The sequence below is a fragment of the Virgibacillus necropolis genome (assembly GCF_002224365.1).
Lineage (GTDB): Bacteria > Bacillota > Bacilli > Bacillales > Amphibacillaceae > Virgibacillus_F > Virgibacillus_F necropolis.
Map to the genome: position 1 here is coordinate 2,406,706 of NZ_CP022437.1, position 16,578 is coordinate 2,423,283.

Annotated in this window: 16 protein-coding genes; 4 read left to right on the top strand and 12 right to left on the bottom strand. The window is 35.4% G+C overall.

Annotated elements, in window-relative coordinates; genetic code table 11:
- Positions 1-8 precede the first annotated feature (8 nt).
- The 4 genes from parE to CFK40_RS11590 all read right to left on the bottom strand — a co-directional run bounded on the left by parE (position 9) and on the right by CFK40_RS11590 (position 5,572).
- Positions 9-1,961, bottom strand: coding sequence for a DNA topoisomerase IV subunit B (parE, locus tag CFK40_RS11575; RefSeq protein ID WP_089532453.1), 1,953 nt, complete (start codon positions 1,959-1,961; stop codon positions 9-11).
- Between the two features lie 386 nt (positions 1,962-2,347).
- Complete coding sequence (locus CFK40_RS11580; protein WP_089532454.1) at positions 2,348-2,764, bottom strand: CoA-binding protein; 417 nt, start codon at positions 2,762-2,764, stop codon at positions 2,348-2,350.
- A gap of 214 nt (positions 2,765-2,978) precedes the next feature.
- Positions 2,979-4,505 (bottom strand): ABC transporter permease/substrate-binding protein, encoded by a 1,527-nt coding sequence (locus CFK40_RS11585; RefSeq protein WP_089532455.1) that lies wholly within the window; start codon positions 4,503-4,505, stop codon positions 2,979-2,981.
- Positions 4,505-5,572, bottom strand: coding sequence for an ABC transporter ATP-binding protein (locus CFK40_RS11590; protein WP_089532456.1), 1,068 nt, complete (start codon positions 5,570-5,572; stop codon positions 4,505-4,507). Before CFK40_RS11590 ends, CFK40_RS11585 begins: the two co-directional genes overlap by 1 nt.
- Before the next feature lie 241 nt (positions 5,573-5,813).
- Between CFK40_RS11590 and plsY the strand changes: the two genes are divergently transcribed.
- From plsY to yidD, 3 genes are all read left to right on the top strand, one after another.
- Entirely contained in the window at positions 5,814-6,398 is a 585-nt protein-coding gene (plsY, locus tag CFK40_RS11595; protein WP_089532457.1) for a glycerol-3-phosphate 1-O-acyltransferase PlsY, read from the top strand.
- Positions 6,399-6,558: 160 nt separating this feature from the next.
- Positions 6,559-7,494 (top strand): GTP cyclohydrolase FolE2, encoded by a 936-nt coding sequence (gene folE2 / locus CFK40_RS11600; protein ID WP_089532458.1) that lies wholly within the window; start codon positions 6,559-6,561, stop codon positions 7,492-7,494.
- A gap of 14 nt (positions 7,495-7,508) precedes the next feature.
- Positions 7,509-7,733: a membrane protein insertion efficiency factor YidD gene (gene yidD / locus CFK40_RS11605; RefSeq protein ID WP_089532459.1), complete on the top strand. Its 225-nt coding sequence runs from the start codon at positions 7,509-7,511 to the stop codon at positions 7,731-7,733.
- Between the two features lie 149 nt (positions 7,734-7,882).
- On the opposite strand, the gene CFK40_RS11610 is transcribed toward yidD, so the two are convergent.
- The 7 genes from CFK40_RS11610 to CFK40_RS11640 form a co-directional block, all read right to left on the bottom strand.
- Complete coding sequence (locus CFK40_RS11610) at positions 7,883-8,182, bottom strand: hypothetical protein (RefSeq protein ID WP_089532460.1); 300 nt, start codon at positions 8,180-8,182, stop codon at positions 7,883-7,885.
- Between the two features lie 2 nt (positions 8,183-8,184).
- Entirely contained in the window at positions 8,185-8,556 is a 372-nt protein-coding gene (locus CFK40_RS11615) for an acyl-CoA thioesterase (RefSeq protein ID WP_405196590.1), read from the bottom strand.
- A 164-nt stretch (positions 8,557-8,720) separates the two neighbouring features.
- Positions 8,721-8,804, bottom strand: a complete 84-nt coding sequence (locus CFK40_RS21815) for a hypothetical protein (RefSeq protein ID WP_405196591.1) — start codon at positions 8,802-8,804, stop codon at positions 8,721-8,723.
- Positions 8,805-8,918: 114 nt separating this feature from the next.
- On the bottom strand, positions 8,919-9,509 hold the full coding sequence (locus CFK40_RS11625) for a TlpA family protein disulfide reductase (protein ID WP_089532463.1): 591 nt from the start codon (positions 9,507-9,509) through the stop codon (positions 8,919-8,921).
- A 277-nt stretch (positions 9,510-9,786) separates the two neighbouring features.
- Positions 9,787-10,968, bottom strand: a complete 1,182-nt coding sequence (locus tag CFK40_RS11630; protein WP_227001764.1) for a transposase — start codon at positions 10,966-10,968, stop codon at positions 9,787-9,789.
- A 289-nt stretch (positions 10,969-11,257) separates the two neighbouring features.
- Entirely contained in the window at positions 11,258-13,969 is a 2,712-nt protein-coding gene (gene acnA, locus CFK40_RS11635; RefSeq protein WP_089532464.1) for an aconitate hydratase AcnA, read from the bottom strand.
- 232 nt (positions 13,970-14,201) lie between these two features.
- A complete protein-coding gene (locus CFK40_RS11640; RefSeq protein ID WP_168927230.1) occupies positions 14,202-15,341 on the bottom strand; it encodes an ATP-binding protein in 1,140 nt (379 codons plus the stop codon).
- Positions 15,342-15,586: 245 nt separating this feature from the next.
- On the opposite strand from CFK40_RS11640, the gene CFK40_RS11645 reads away from it, so the two are divergent.
- Positions 15,587-16,012 carry a DUF2621 family protein gene (locus CFK40_RS11645; RefSeq protein WP_089532465.1) on the top strand — a complete coding sequence of 142 codons (426 nt, stop codon included), beginning with the start codon at positions 15,587-15,589 and terminating at the stop codon, positions 16,010-16,012.
- A 46-nt stretch (positions 16,013-16,058) separates the two neighbouring features.
- On the opposite strand, the gene CFK40_RS11650 is transcribed toward CFK40_RS11645, so the two are convergent.
- A complete protein-coding gene (locus CFK40_RS11650; protein WP_089532466.1) occupies positions 16,059-16,538 on the bottom strand; it encodes a CcdC family protein in 480 nt (159 codons plus the stop codon).
- Positions 16,539-16,578 lie beyond the last annotated feature (40 nt).

Below are 16,578 nucleotides of genomic sequence, written 5' to 3' on the forward strand. Positions count from 1 at the left end.
CCCCCTTATTACGTATGAATTTTATCGTTTTCTAATATATTTTCGTCTTCATTCATGCCAAATTTAACATGTCCTTCTATCCATTTCCGTCTAGGTTCTACCTTGTCCCCCATTAACGTGGTAACACGCCTTTCAGCTCTAGCAAGATCTTCTAATGTTACTCGGATTAACGTTCTTGTGTCAGGGTCCATTGTCGTTTCCCATAACTGATCAGCATTCATTTCTCCAAGACCTTTATAACGTTGGATCGTGTAGCCGTTTTTAAATTGTTTTAGTACACTCTTCAGTTCATCATCTTCCCATGCATAAACAATTTTTTCATTTTTGCCTTTACCTTTTGATACTTTATACAAAGGTGGTAAAGCAATATAAACTTTACCAGCGTCAATAAGTGATTTCATATAGCGATAGAAAAATGTTAGTAGTAAAACCTGAATGTGTGCGCCGTCTGTATCAGCATCCGTCATGATAATAATTTTATTATATTGAACATCTTCTATATCAAAATCACCGCCAACACCAGCACCGATTGTATGAATAATTGTTGAAATCTCCTCATTTTTGAGGACATCTTCTAATTTTGCTTTTTCGGTATTGATTACCTTTCCTCGAAGTGGTAACACAGCCTGAAATTTGCGATCGCGACCTTGTTTAGCAGATCCACCCGCAGAGTCTCCCTCAACCAAATATAATTCATTTTTTTTAGGGTTTTTTGACTGAGCAGGTGTTAATTTTCCACTCAACAACGTATCCTTACGACGTTTTTTCTTTCCAGAACGTGCATCTTCCCGTGCTTTCCTGGCAGCTTCTCTAGCTTCCTTTGCTTTAACTGCTTTTCGTGTTAACAGGCCAGCGTTATCGGGATTCTCTTCAAGAAAATAAGAAAGTTTTTCAGAAACAACAGCGTCTACGACAGATCTTGCTTCAGAAGTTCCTAATTTCCCTTTTGTTTGGCCTTCAAATTGCAATTTTTCTTCTGGAATACGTACGGACACAATTGCAGTAAAACCTTCCCGGATATCCGTACCTTCTAAATTTTTATCTTTCTCTTTTAACACGCCAGATTTACGTGCATAGTCATTAAAGGTTCGAGTTATGCCAGTTCTAGCACCAGACTCGTGTGTTCCTCCGTCTTTTGTTCGAACATGGTTAACAAAGGAAAGCATGCTCTCTGAATAGCCATCATTAAATTGAAAAGCAAAGTCTACTTCAATACCTTGTTGTTCACCTTCAAAAGAAACAACAGGATGCAATGTATCTTTTTCTTCGTTTAAGTATGCTACAAATGATTCTAAACCATCTGGGTACTCATATATTTCAATTTTGTGTTCTCGTTCATCCACTAATTCAATCTTTAATCCTTTTAATAAAAATGCCGCTTCTCTTAACCTTTCGGATAATGTTTCAAAATTATAGACTATTGAAGAAAATATAGCGGCATCTGGCTTGAAATGAATAATAGATCCTTTTTTTCTTGTAGATCCTTTATTTTCCAATGTTCCACTAGGTTTACCGCCATTTTCAAATCGTTGAAAAAATATTTGTCCATCACGGTAACTCGTAACTTCTAACCATTCAGATAAAGCATTAACAACAGAAGCCCCCACTCCGTGAAGCCCTCCACTAGTTTTATAACCACCTTGTCCAAATTTCCCTCCTGCGTGCAGGACAGTAAAGATTACTTCAATTGTAGGCTTTCCAGAACTATGCATACCAGCTGGGATACCTCTTCCACTATCCTCAACCGAAATACTATTATCCTTATGTATCTTAACCTTTATTGTATCACCATAACCAGCTAGTGCCTCATCAACAGCGTTATCAACAATTTCACCTACTAAATGGTGTAATCCACGATTATCAGTACTCCCTATATACATACCAGGTCTTTTTCGAACAGCCTCAAGCCCTTCAAGTACCTGAATAGAGTCATCGGTATAATTTAACGGTTGTTTAACCAATTACCATCTACTCCTTTCTTGCTATCGATCTTTTTTTAACTTTTACTACCTTCTATAAGAATAGAACAAATGTTTGTTATTGTAAATGGATATAATATGCTGTACAGAGTCTGTTTATTAGTATACTACAATTAATTTCTGATTGTATAGACTGATAAATAATAGCATTAATTCTAAAATAATCAAAATCCCCCACGTATGTTAAGCAAAAAAACAGCTTTATCTCTAACTATTTAGAGATAAAGCTTTAAGTACAAGTTCAAAAAGATGCCAAATTAGAAACAAGAAGTTCAAGGCGGTGAAGTCTTGAGGACCGGAAAGACAAGCAAAGCGGAGAAATTCGTAGTTTATCATTTGGTGACTTTTTGAACATCCTCTTTGAAATATTAGTTGATCAACATCGCATGTGATACTTTAATACACGTATCCATAATTACAGTGAAATCTCGTTCCTTTAAATAGTTATAAGCTTCTTCATTGGTAACGCCTAGTTGTGCCCAAAATACGTTGGATGTTGTTTCAGCGGCTTCCTTAGCAATTGCTGGCAAATATTCAGATCTTCTAAATACATTAATAATGTCAATCGGTTCATCAACATCAAGTAGGGAAGGAAATGACTTTTCGCCTAGAACTTCATCTACCATCGGATTTACGGGAATAATTTTGTATCCCTTATCCTGCATGATTTTTGATATTTGATAGGACGTTCTTGCTGGATTATCTGATAACCCCACCACCGCTATGCTCTTTGATTCTTGTAACACTTGTTTGACCTCGTCATTTGACGGATTTTCGATTGCCATTTTTAAACACTCCTTTTATTTATCGTGGCCACTGAAAAAGTGGCGGATTTAAAAATTTAACTTCTCACTTTAACTTAGCATCCTCGAATATACGGAGACTCCTGCGGGAAGTAAGAGATCGGCGAGACACTCGCCCGCGGAAAGCGTAGTATATTCGAGGGTGCGACGGTAGATTTACTTTATTTGTATTATGCTTAACTTTTTCAGTGGCATGTTATTTATCAAGTAGTCCTTGTTCAGTTAAATAGTTTCTTGCTACTGATTCTGGTGACTTGCCTTCATAATCAACTTGGTAGTTCATCTGACGCATCTGATCATCTGTTATCTTGCCACCTAGTTGATTTAATATTTCTTCTAACTCAGGATACTTCATTAGTGTTTCTTCTCTTAGAAGTGGGGCTCCCTGATATGGTGGGAATAAATTCTTCGGATCATCTAATGTTACCAAATCAAGTTTGATCATGTAACTATCTGTTGCATATGCATCAATAACATCTACTTCTCCACTTGATAGAGCCTCTTGGCGTATACCTGGTTCCATTGTTACAACGTTTGCGAAATTTACATTATATACTTCTTGCATTCCAACATAACCATCGTAACGATCTTTAAATTCTAATGTAAATCCTGCTGTGAGTTGATCTTCAACTTTATTCAAATCTCCGATTGATTGAAGATCATATTCTTCGGCTAATTCTTTTGTCGTTGTTACAGCATAGGTGTTATTAAATTTCATAGGTTGTAAAAATGCCATATCATATTCTTCTTGCATTCCTTCTTTAGCTTGTTGATAGACTTCCTTTGGTTCATTACTTTGAGCTTTTCCACCTAGATGGGTTACAATTGCTGTTCCTGTAAATTCAGGATAAATATCAATGCTTCCTTCTTGAAGTGCAGAAAACACAAATGCAGTTTTACCTAAACTTGTTTTTAATTCCACATCAAGGTCAGTCTCATTTTCAATTAATAATTTGTACATATTGATTAAGATCGCTGGTTCTGATCCAATCTTTCCCCCAATTACCAAATCAGCTTTTTTGCCTCCATTAAACATGAATGGTGTTGCTACTACTAATACTGCTATGATTAACATGGCAACAAAGGACTTAAACCCAGCTCGTTTTGATATAAATTCGAATCCTCTTAGAATAACGTCTAAAAGAATTGCCAATAACGCAGCAGGAATCGCGCCTAATAATATTAAATTAATATCGGCGCCCCGATCTATTCCAAGTAGGATTAGTTCACCTAATCCACCAGCACCAATCAATGCAGCAATTGTAGTTGTTCCGACAATTAATACCATAGATGTCCGAACACCTGCCATAATAACAGGCATAGCAATAGGTAATTCGACTTTTGTAAGACGCTTAAATGAGTTCATTCCCATACCAGTGGCTGCTTCTTTTAACGAAGGATTTACTTCTTTAATTCCTGTATACGTATTCCGTAAAATAGGTAGTAAGCCGTACGCAGTCAAAGCAATAATTGCTGGTGTAGTTCCAATACCGAAAAAAGGAATTAAAAACGCCAATACTGCGAGACTTGGTATCGTTTGTAAAACTGCTGTAACACCAATAATTGGTTCAGCAATTTTTGTGTACCTAGTTAATAACAGGCCCAAAGGAACTGCAATAATAATTGCAATGATCAATGCGATTAATGATATCTGCAAATGCTCCCATATTGTTTCAAGCAAAACATCTTGTCTTTTTTGGAATACATCGATGAATTCATTCATTACTGAACCACCCCGTTTTCCATTTTTCTTTTACTTCTTAAAAATGCAATAATGTCCTTATTCGTTAATACACCGACTAGTTTCTGGCCTTTTAATATAGGCAAAATTTCTTGTTCATCATTAGATTGAATGAATTCTGTTGCTTCAAATAATGGTATATCATTATTGATTGTTTTAACATCTATTTTCTTGCCATTTTTCACGGTACCAACGTATTTATCTCCAGCATCTTTTATAGCATAGATACCAGATTGGTCATACGTGCCTTTCTCGTATTCAGATAACGAAATGATAAGCGAATCAGTTTGATCTGCAATAACATCAACGGCTGTTTGCCAAGGAGATTTTCTTTCTCCAATAAAATCGCGAACAAACTGAGTTTGAGGATTCAAAATTAATTGTTGTGGGGTATCCACTTGAATAACTTGTCCTTCTCTCATCAAACATACCTTATCACCAATTGCCATTGCCTCATCCATATCGTGGGTTACAAAAACAATCGTCTTTTTAATCTCTTTTTGTAATATACGGATGTCTTTTTGCAATTGTTCTCGGCTAATCGGATCTAAAGCACTAAATGGTTCATCCATCAAAATAATATCTGGATCTGCCGCGAGCGCCCTTATTACACCAATTCGCTGTTGCTGACCTCCTGATAATTCGCTTGGCATCCTTCTTTGATAGGTAGATGGATCTAACCCAACCATTTCTAATAATTCAATTCCCCGATCATGTACCTTTTTCTTTTTCCATTTTTTCATTTCCGGTACAACCGCAATGTTTTCTGCAATTGTCATATGTGGAAAAAGTGCTATATCTTGTAAAACATATCCAATATTCCAACGTAATTCATGAATGTTATAATCGTTAATATCTTTGTCATTTATGTAGATGGTGCCTGATGAAGGTTCTATTAAACGATTAATCATTTTCATCGTAGTTGTTTTCCCGCAACCACTGGGTCCAATCAAGGTCATAAGTTCTCCGTCTTCTACTTTTAAGGAAAAGTGCTTTAAAGCTTCGGTACCATCTGGATATACTTTTTTAACATCTTTAAATTCAATCATGTATCTCGTCCTTTTTAAAATTTATTCCCAATCAATCATGGGTAGTTCATTTTTTTCTGCATGAATTAGAAAAGTATAAATTAGCATAGTAATATTACCCGTAATAAATAGATTAGAAACATAGATTCGGGTGAAGTGGCTAGAAAATGAAGCGTATATATCATTTTTAGTTCTTTACCATATAACTTCATGATAAAATAGGTTAAGGATGTTGAGATTATAATAGAAAGAAGGACAGTACATGGAATACATTTTATTTGCAATCATCGCCTACTTATTAGGATCAATTCCATCTGCGTTAATCGTCGGAAAAGTTGGATATAAACTAGATATTAGAGAGCATGGAAGTGGAAATTTAGGTGCTACAAATACATTCCGAGTTTTAGGTATCAAGGCAGGTATTATTGTTACGGCAGCAGATATTTTGAAAGGGACAATCGCGACACTTATTCCGTTATTAGTTGATGCGGATATTTATCGATTAATAATTGGCCTCTTTGCTGTTGTTGGCCATACGTACCCATTATTTGCTAAATTTAAAGGTGGAAAAGCTGTTGCTACATCCGGTGGTATTATTTTAGGTGTCAGTCCTTTATTATTTTTAAGTATTATAATTGCTTTTCTATTAACTTTATATTTATCTAAGTACGTTTCCTTATCTTCAATCATTACTGGTGTAGTTACAGTCATCGTTGCTGTCATATTACAGGAAGACATTGGATTAATAATAGTTTCCTGTGCACTCGCTATTTTTGTATCCTATCGACATAAAGACAATATTAAACGTATTCGAAATGGAACAGAACCAAAAATAACCTGGATGTAAAGACAAAAGCGCAAGCGCCCGATGATTCATCAAGTTCAGTCGTTCACAGTATTCCAGTTTCAACAGAAATAATACAACGATTCAAACCAAAAAATTGAATAAAAATAGTCAATTGCGTATAATTTTAACTACTAAACCTAGGAAGAAAGGGGAAACTGTCATGAATAATACACAAACATCCCTTAACGTAAATTTACCAAACAAAGAAAAACGACATCAACTATTTGGTTCTGTAGCCCCTGGTCCTAGAACAAAACCAACGGAGAAGGAAAAAATGGCTGATTTACAAAATGCTAAAAAAGATTTTCTATTTGATTTAGATCAAGTTGGTATTACAAATGTAAAATACCCTATAACGGTAGAAAGTAACATTGCACCTTTCTCACAATCAACTATAGGTACATTTACTTTTTCATCTTCTATTAAAAAGAATAGTAAAGGCACAAATATGAGTCGTTTTATGGAGCAATTAAATATGTATCATCAAAATGGATTTGTTGCTAACTTATCAACACTTAAAGCCTTTACGAAAGAACTTGCAATACGACTTAATCAAGATGATGCGGAGCTTCAACTAACATTTCCCTGGTTTTATGAACGTACTGGCCCGCAGTCGGCTATCCCAGGAATGAATCATGCAACTATAAGTTTAAAAATAACCTATGATATGGAAAAGGGCTTCACAGTCCGTACATCTCTTTCAGCATTGATTACAACTTTATGCCCTTGCTCGAAAGAAATTAGCGAATATAGTGCACATAATCAACGTGGATCCGTATCAATGGATGTTTCTATTTCAGACGATTTTGATGAAGAAAAAGTAGACTGGAAAGAAATGTTATTAGAAGCGGCTGAAAGTAATGCAAGTGCACGTTTACATCCAGTGTTAAAACGTACAGATGAAAAAATAGTCACGGAAAAAGCATATGAAAATCCTCGGTTTGTTGAGGATATGGTTAGACTAGTCGCTGCTGATTTATTTGAAATGCCATTTGTCACGAAGTTTAAAGTATCCTGTCGTAACGAAGAATCCATTCACATGCATGATGCGCTTGCATCTGTAACAATTGATAAGATGGACTATACTACACAGTAAAAGGATCGTTCTTAATGAAGTTTGTATTTATTGCGCTAATTAAATTTTATCGTAAAGCAATTAGTCCTTTCACACCACCTACGTGTAGATTTTTTCCTACCTGTTCTGAATATGGATTAGAAGCAATTAAACGATTTGGAGTAATAAAAGGCGGTTTATTAACGGTTAAACGAATCTCAAAGTGTCATCCCTTCCATACAGGCGGCGTGGATTTGGTTCCTGAAAAGAAGAAAGAATAAAGGCTGTTTACGTCAACAGCCTTTATTTGTCTAGCTCCAGCGCCTAGTCACTCGAGACATAAGCAGTTCGCTTCCGTGTGAGCAAAACACCCACACTGCACCGCTCTGCTTATGTGCTTGTCGTGTCTTTCAAGGCGCTTGCGCTTTTCTTATAGGTTAAATCTTTTTATTTGTTCTAATTGATTTTCACTCATCAATATTTCCTTTTGTTTTTCGCCAAATAGATCAAAATGCGGGAAGTCTTTATCTAAATGAATCCAACTTGCTTGTAATTGATAAGACTCTCCCCACTTTATTAATTTATCTAAATTACTACACCCTACTTTTGTTACTGTGTAACATCCTGGAAATCGCTTGTCTTGCCAATAATGAGTTAAAAAAGAAACTTCCCCGTTTTTCACATTGTTTTTCCATAGGTGTAAATCTTCTCGCTTCAGACCAAAAGCCATACTTATACCCCTTCAATTTCTCTTTTATATGCATTATGCCAATCTGGAAATGCTCGTTTTAGTGATAACGGGCGGAAACTTTCTTTTTTAACAATAACATGTTTCGTCGTTCCTGTTATTGCCACATCATTTTCCCCATTTAAAATGCGGTAACCGTAAACAGATCGCAATCCATCATAGTGCTTAAGCCAAGTTTCAACCGTCGCCTTTTCGCCATAACGAATTGGCTTTTTAAACGATATTTGTGCATCAACAATAGGTGATACAACATTACTTTTTTCCATATCGGCATAATTAAAACCTAGGTATTCGATAAATTTAGTACGACCTATTTCAAACCATACTAGGTAATTTGCGTGGTACACAACTCCCATTTGGTCTGTTTCTTGATACCTTACGTCTATTTCTGTCTTTACTATACTCAAAACTTTTCCTCCTATTACCAATCTACACTATAGCTAGTTTAGCACAATCGTCTATTTTTCATGAAATAAATGAATTTAAAAGGCACTTCCATAAATATGGAAATGCCTTTTAGTCAAGCTTCTTTATTTTCATTTAGTTGTTGGTATTTCAGTTCAAATTTTGACTCTATTTTTTCAAGAACTGATTGGTCTTGCATAATTTCTTTTCTGTTTTCACTCACTAGCTCATTATAGGAAAGCCTTCTTTTTAAAGAAATTGAAATCCACTCCTTTTTAAAGAAGTATTCCCAAATAATTGAAAACTTATAAACCTAACTCAATTTTTCTAACATTTCCTTCATAAAATCAAAAGTCATTGGTCCAATCTTTCTTGGTTGCTGCACAACACCGTCAGTTCCAATAAAATATGTGGTTGGAAGGCCAAATGCCATATATTCTTCTGTAACTTTTAATTCTTTATCTAATAATATCGGATAAGTATACTTAAAATTATCACTGAAGTCTCGAACTGCTTTCAAACTATTTTCCTGACCAGTTACATTTACCGCTAGAATTTCAACTTCATCTGAGTGTTGTTCATAAAACTTTTGCATTTCAGGCATTTCTTTCTTACATGGTGGACACCAAGTAGCCCAAAAGTTTATAAATACCTTTTTCCCCTGTAAATCAGACAACTTTACGGTTTCGCCCGACAACGTTTCTAGCTCAAAATTTGGGGCTTGCATGCCAACTTCTAATCCAGATTTAGTTGATGAACTGATTGCTACCCCTTCCACACTTGTGTCTCCGGTTACATCTATTTCATTTTTACCTGTATTTTTCTCTGAATTACCTGTGATATTTATGATTAGAAGACCTGTTAAAAGCATCAATGTTGCTCCTGCCAATACTTTTTTTATCATGCTTTCTCTCCTCTATTTTAGATAGAATATGGTGAACCTCTCCACCTAAATCGAAGATTTTGATGGAGCATCTATTGACTTAAATACAGCAAACGTCACGCTGGTTTTGCACCGTTGGTGCGTAGTGCCTGATGTAAGCTAATTAATGAAGCCAATGTCAACCGAGTTCTAGCTGCCAGTGAAGGAACTTTTGCCTCCAAACGCAACCTTTTCTTTTCAGAAAAGGGTTTGATGATTTCTCTTATAAAATAACGGGCCGCAATATTATAAGAAGCACTTAAGTCTGCGTGATAGGTCTTGCCACTTTTAAATGTAGCGAGGTCTTTTTTATTATTCGTTTTACTTCTCCGGATCCATCAAAAGCAAGCTTCGACGTATTTTTCGGATTAACCCGTCGAATACGCATTTGGCGGTAATGAGCCATTTCCTCCACTTTTGATTGTATTTCTAGTTTGCACCAATGGTGTAATTTATAACGTAATTTCTTCGCACCAAATATGCCCTTAGGAACATGCATTTTCCCTAGGTATTCGAATACAATGACATCTGCATTATGAGTTTCAGCAAACTTTATAATTTCAGATGCCGTATTTACTTTGATATGGTTTTGCAATCCATTGATTTTTTTCCAATAATTTGGTGCTTCAATTGTTCCTGAATTGCGCTGCGCTTTCTTGAGTTTGCCTATAATTGTGTTCATCCGGTCTTTTTCTATTGGTTGATTAATAAATTTCCTTCCAATGACAGTGCCATCTGAATACATTGCAGAGCAAACTGCAGAATTGGTCAGCCCAAGATCAACAGAAACAATGATTTGATCTATAATTTTTGTTTTCCTTAGTTTTATTTCTTTCGTATAAGAGAAGTTTATAAAGTACTTTTTACCAACTTTTACAAGCGTAGGATTATTTTCTTTCCAGTCCATGATTCCTCTATTTTTAAGGTTTTTATCGTTAAAGGTGATGGTCTCCCAGACCCAGTCGTTATTCTTGTAAATTTTAACTTCTGCTTGATCAGTAGAAAGACGATTAAACATATTTCCTTTATAAAGTACTGGAAACGCGTCGTGTTCGACACGTAAAACAGGAGACTTTTTCTTGAAAAACTTACCTTCCGCAAGAGCCTTAGACTTTTCATCTTCCCAATTTTGAAGGTTTGAACGATAACTTTTTACGATACCGAAACCTTTGGAAATCGCTGATCTTCTAAGATAAGAAGGAAATTTATAAAAATTACTTGTAAAGTTGTATTTCGAGGTGGGGTTGTTTTTTGTTCGATGGATGAACTTTTCAACGGCTGGAGTCAATTCTTTTGTTAGTAAACCTTCCAAAAGAGAATACTCTTTTTCGATTACTTCTACAATGAAACCTAGCGCATCACGATAAACAAGAAGTGTGGGTTCGAAAGCAGTGCTTCCATGTGATAAAATTTTATTTTTAATTGTTTTTGTTTGTTCCATGGAAGCCACCCCCTTAGCGCGAACTGTTGTTCCTAATTATATGATATTCCGAAAATTAAAGCAACAAATAAGATGGAATTTTGTAAAGAACAAGACCGCGAAGGTTAACCCCCACTAAATACTACGTATTTTGAAGGGGACTGCACCTTCGCCTTTTTGTTCAACACTAATAGTAGGGCTGAATAAACTAAATGTAAAGTAAATCGCAAAGAAATTCATCCAATGTTCACTAAAAAACTTCTACACCATTATATTGGTGTAGAAGTTTTTTAATTACTCTATTTCTATTTTATGCTTGCATTTTATCGCGTAGCACCATTTGTAAAATCCCACCGTGGCGATAGTAATCAACTTCTACATCACTATCAAAGCGTGCGATGGCTTCGAATTCAGTAGTTTTACCTTTTTCATCAACAGCGATGACTTTTACCAAATCATGTGGTTTAACAGATTCGTCGATCTCTACATTAAATGATTCTTTACCAGTTAAACCTAATTTATCAGCACTTTCACCTTTTTGGAATTGTAATGGTAATACACCCATCATTACGAGGTTTGAACGATGAATTCGCTCATAGCTCTCAACGATTACAGTTTTAATTCCAAGCAGGTTAGTACCTTTGGCAGCCCAGTCGCGGGAACTTCCCATTCCGTAATCCTTGCCACCCATTACAAGTAAGCCAGTACCAGCTTCTTGATACTTCATCGCAGCATCATAGATAGGCATAACTTCTTCAGTAGGCCAGAAAGTTGTATATCCTCCTTCTGTTCCAGGTGCAAGCAGGTTACGGATTCGGATATTAGCGAATGTACCACGCATCATTACTTCATGATTACCACGGCGTGATCCATAAGAGTTAAAATTACGTGGTGAGACATCTTTATCCTGTAAATATTTACCAGCTGGCATGTCTTTTGCAATTGCACCTGCAGGAGAAATATGGTCAGTTGTGACTGAATCCCCGAATAAGCCAATAGCACGAAGCTTGTTCAATGGTTTAACTTTATCTGCTTCCTTTGATAATCCTTCAAAAAATGGAGGATTTTGAATATAAGTTGAATCATTATTCCATTTGTACAATGGTTCATCTGTTGTATCAATTTCATTCCATTTTTCATTTGAATCAAAAACATTTTCATATTCTTTACGGAAGATTTCCGGTTTAACAGTTTGTTCTACTTGTTCTTTAATTTCTTCCATTGTAGGCCAAATATCTTTCATGAAAATCTCATTACCATCTTTATCTTTACCTAGCGGTTCAGTTACTAGATCAATATCAACTGTCCCAGCTAATGCATACGCAACTACAAGTGGTGGTGATGCAAGATAGTTAGCTTTTACAAGCGGATGAATTCTTCCTTCAAAGTTTCGGTTACCTGATAACACGGAAGAAACGGTTAGGTCATTAGTTGCAATAGCTTTTTCAATTTCTTCTTTAAGCGGACCAGAGTTACCGATACAAGTTGTACAACCATAACCAACTAAGTTAAATCCTAATTGATCGAGGTATGGTGTTAATCCGGAATCATCTAAGTAGCGTGTCACTACTTTTGATCCTGGTGCTAGAGACGTCTTGACGTAAGCAGGAACAGTAAGTCCCTTCTCCACAGCCTTCTTCGCAACTAAACCTGCGCCTAACATAACATATGGGTTAGATGTGTTTGTACAAGAAGTAATAGCAGCAATTGCAAGTGCACCAGTCTTCATAGTTGATGTTGATCCATCAGGATGATTTATTGTTGCTTGTTTTTCAAATTCTGCTTTTTTCAAGCCAAATCCTTGGTTTCCAGCTGGAGCGGTAATAGCTTTATTAAATTCATTTTTCATGTCTGAAAGTGCAATTAAATCTTGTGGGCGCTTTGGACCAGATAAGTTCGGTTCAAGTTCAGACAAGTTAATTTCTACTAGTTCTGTATAGTCAGGATCTGCTTGATCTGATGAATACCATAGACTGTTTTCCTTACAGTATTTTTCAACTAAGTCAATATGTTCTTCCTTACGTCCAGTCAAGCGCAAATAGTTAAGAGACTCTTCGTCTACAGGGAAAAACCCACATGTAGCACCATACTCAGGAGCCATGTTGGAAATAGTAGCACGGTCAGCAAGTGGCATATCCTTAAGACCAGGTCCAAAGTATTCTACAAATTTGCCAACTACTGCTTTCTCTCGTAAAACTTGGGTTACCTTTAATGCTAAATCAGTAGCGGTGGTACCATTTGGGAAGCTTCCTGTAAATTTAACACCAATCACTTCTGGAACTGGTAAAATAGAAGCCTGACCTAACATTCCAGCTTCTGCTTCAATTCCACCTACACCCCACCCAAGGACGCCTAGCCCATTAATCATAGTGGTGTGTGAGTCAGTTCCAAATAATGTATCAGGAAATGCATTATAGGTTCCATCCGCGTTTTCTAATTCATGAACTACATTTGCAATATACTCAAGGTTTACTTGGTGAACAATTCCAGTTGCTGGTGGAACTGCACGGTAATTATCAAATGCTTTTTGCGCCCAATTTAAAAATTCGTACCGTTCACCATTACGTTCAAATTCTAACTCCATGTTAGCTTGTAACGCACCTGGTGTACCATATTGATCTACTTGTACGGAGTGGTCAATAACTAGATCTACAGGAACTTCTGGATTGATTTTATCAGGAGAACCGCCCATGTCTACCATAGCTTTACGCAATGAAGCAAGATCTACAACGGCAGGTACACCAGTGAAATCTTGTAAAATTACTCGTGAAGGTTTAAAAGGTACATCTACCCCTTCGCCTTCTTCCGTTCCCCACTTGGTAAGACCCTCTACATGCTCATCTTTAATTACATGACCATCATGTTGACGGACAATGGATTCTAGTAAAACACGGATTGAAAATGGTAGTCTGGCAACGTTTCCAATCCCAGCTTCTTCTAATGCTTTTAATTGGTAATAATTATACGTCTTACCATTAAGCTCAAATTGTTTTTTTGCTTGAAACGCATCGTTTTGTGTCATTATGTAATACCCCTCTCGTTCTCTTTTTGTCGAAGACTTATATTGTTGCACAGGCAAATCTAGGACAAAACTATTAGTCTCACCTATTTATCTTAAATGAAAAAAGCATATAAAACAAATGTTATATGCCTTTTCTAGTATATTAAAATATTATTTAAAGTGATAATTAATAGTTATACATTGTCTGTAATAATGATTATGTAAATTATACCCAATGATGATACATTTTCATTCATTCATTGGGCAAAGGAAGAATTATTTTAAATGTACTGCCTCTGTTTGTATTTTGTTCTATCTCTAATTTTCCATCATGTTTTTCCAAGATTTGATTTGTTATCATTAGTCCAAGGCCTGTCCCACTCTTTTTTGTAGTGAAAAATGGTTCGCCCAATTTATGAATTATTTCTTCAGGAATCCCTGGGCCATCGTCTATGATTGCTATTTCAAGTTTTACATCTGTTGCAGAAATTAGTATTTGAATCGTCCCTTTTTCATCCATTGCCTCTATTGCATTCTTCACAATATTAATTAAAACTTGCTTGATTTGCGAACGGTCACAATAAACACAGTGATTGTCTTGTCTTTTCCATTTGATGTCTACATTTTTCAAGCGAGCTTGTGGTAGCAATAAGGCCACAATCTCATGAACCATTACTTCTACAATTTCTTCTTTTTTATTATTTGTTAAAGGCTTTGAAATAAAAAGAAGTTCCGACGTAATAGTTTCCATTTTTTCAATTTCATCAATCATTATTTTATAGTATTCCTCTTTTCGATTAACACCAGCTTGCAATAACTGCATAAATCCTTTTAATGACGTTAGGGGATTTCGAATTTCATGTGCAATCCCCGCAGCTAACTGTCCAGCAACAGACATTTTTTCTGACCGTATCATCATTTCCTCAGTCTCTTTTTTATCTGAAATATCTTTAAGCATAGAGACATAAAAGTAACCATCGTCTTCCTCATCCCCAACCATAGAAATGGCACATTCCGTCCAAATATATTTTCCATGTTTATTGCGAATGTTTATATTGAACTTATGATTATTATGATCCTTTTCAGTATCTGCATAATAACTCATTATTTGGGATACATCTTCAGGAGATAGTAAATCATACCATGAAATTTCATCTAACTCTTCGATTGTATACCCCAAAATCCGTATAACAGATTTAGATATAAACTTAACTTTTCCGCTTTTGTCCCAAATTGAGATTAATTCATTGCTATTGTTTTCAATCCAGTTAATAATATATGGCGGTAGTTCGTACATTTCTGAATAGATTTCTTTTTTTATCTTCGTCTTATCAGAGCATGAATTCTTTCTCTCGTTCTTATCCGTATGCTCTATAGAAGAATTGGATTTCATCGCTTCACCCCTAGTTACAGATTCCAACATAAAAATTGTATATAATTACTTATATGACTTTATAGTTTAAAATATGTCACTTGTAAGAAACACTATGTACTTTTATAATGAAACTATATGAAATGATGTAAAATAATATAATTGCTGATAAAATATTAGTAATTATTAGTAATATTACTATACTTACCATAAAAAATAAATCTTTTGTTGGTTTACAAAGAGAAAAATCAGAAATAGGTGGTCAGATGTCAGTGCTTGTCGAATATTTAATTATACTATGGGGATTTTTATTAATTGGACTTATGGGAATCGGTGGTTTTTTTATGTTCCGGAAATTTTTAAAAAAATTGCCAAAGGAAGATGGAAAGTCAAATATGGACTGGGAAGAATATTACATGGAAAAAACTCGACATATGTGGGGAAAGAAAGAAAAGGACCTATTAGAAGAATTGGTATCACCAGTTCCAGAATTATTTCGTGATATAGCAAGGCATAAAATAGCAAGCAAGATCGGTGAAGTTGCATTGCAGAAGCGAAGAAAGAAAATTACGGAAGATGTTTTAATTGAAGGTTATATCGTTGCAACACCGAAGCGAGACCATAAATTTTTACGAAAAAAACTTGCCGAGAAAGAGATTGATGTCACACCCTATGAAGTATATTTTGAATGAAAAGACAGAAAAAACGAGCTTCCTATATTTTTTATAGTAGCTCGTTTTAATGTGCATCAGAATACTTTAGTTGTTTTTCTAATTTTTTATATTTAATTAGCATAGCAATTCGCCAAGAAATAATCATTCCAAATGCTAACAGAAAGAACATACCACTTGTTTCATAAAGTGAAATGGTTCCGCTAAATGCTAATTTTAAGATGATCCGTAGTGTTAGCAATCCAAACAAAATAAAAATAAAAGATTTGGATGGTATTAAGTATATGTCATTTTGCTTAATTTCAAATTTCGAGCCAATTATTAAGACAATAGAAAACATAACACCAACAACTAGCGCTTCTATAACTTGACTCCATTCAATACGAAATACCGGAAAGATAAACATAAACGCTCCAGTACTCATAAATAACGGTGGCAAAATAATTTTCTTAACAGATGCTGGTTTTTTGGCAGACCTTAAACGCATGAAAACCATTAATGTCGCCATACAAGCAGCACCAATTGTACTTAAAATAATCCAAAACATGAATAATCATCTCTTTCACTATCTTCAACTGTTTATGTAA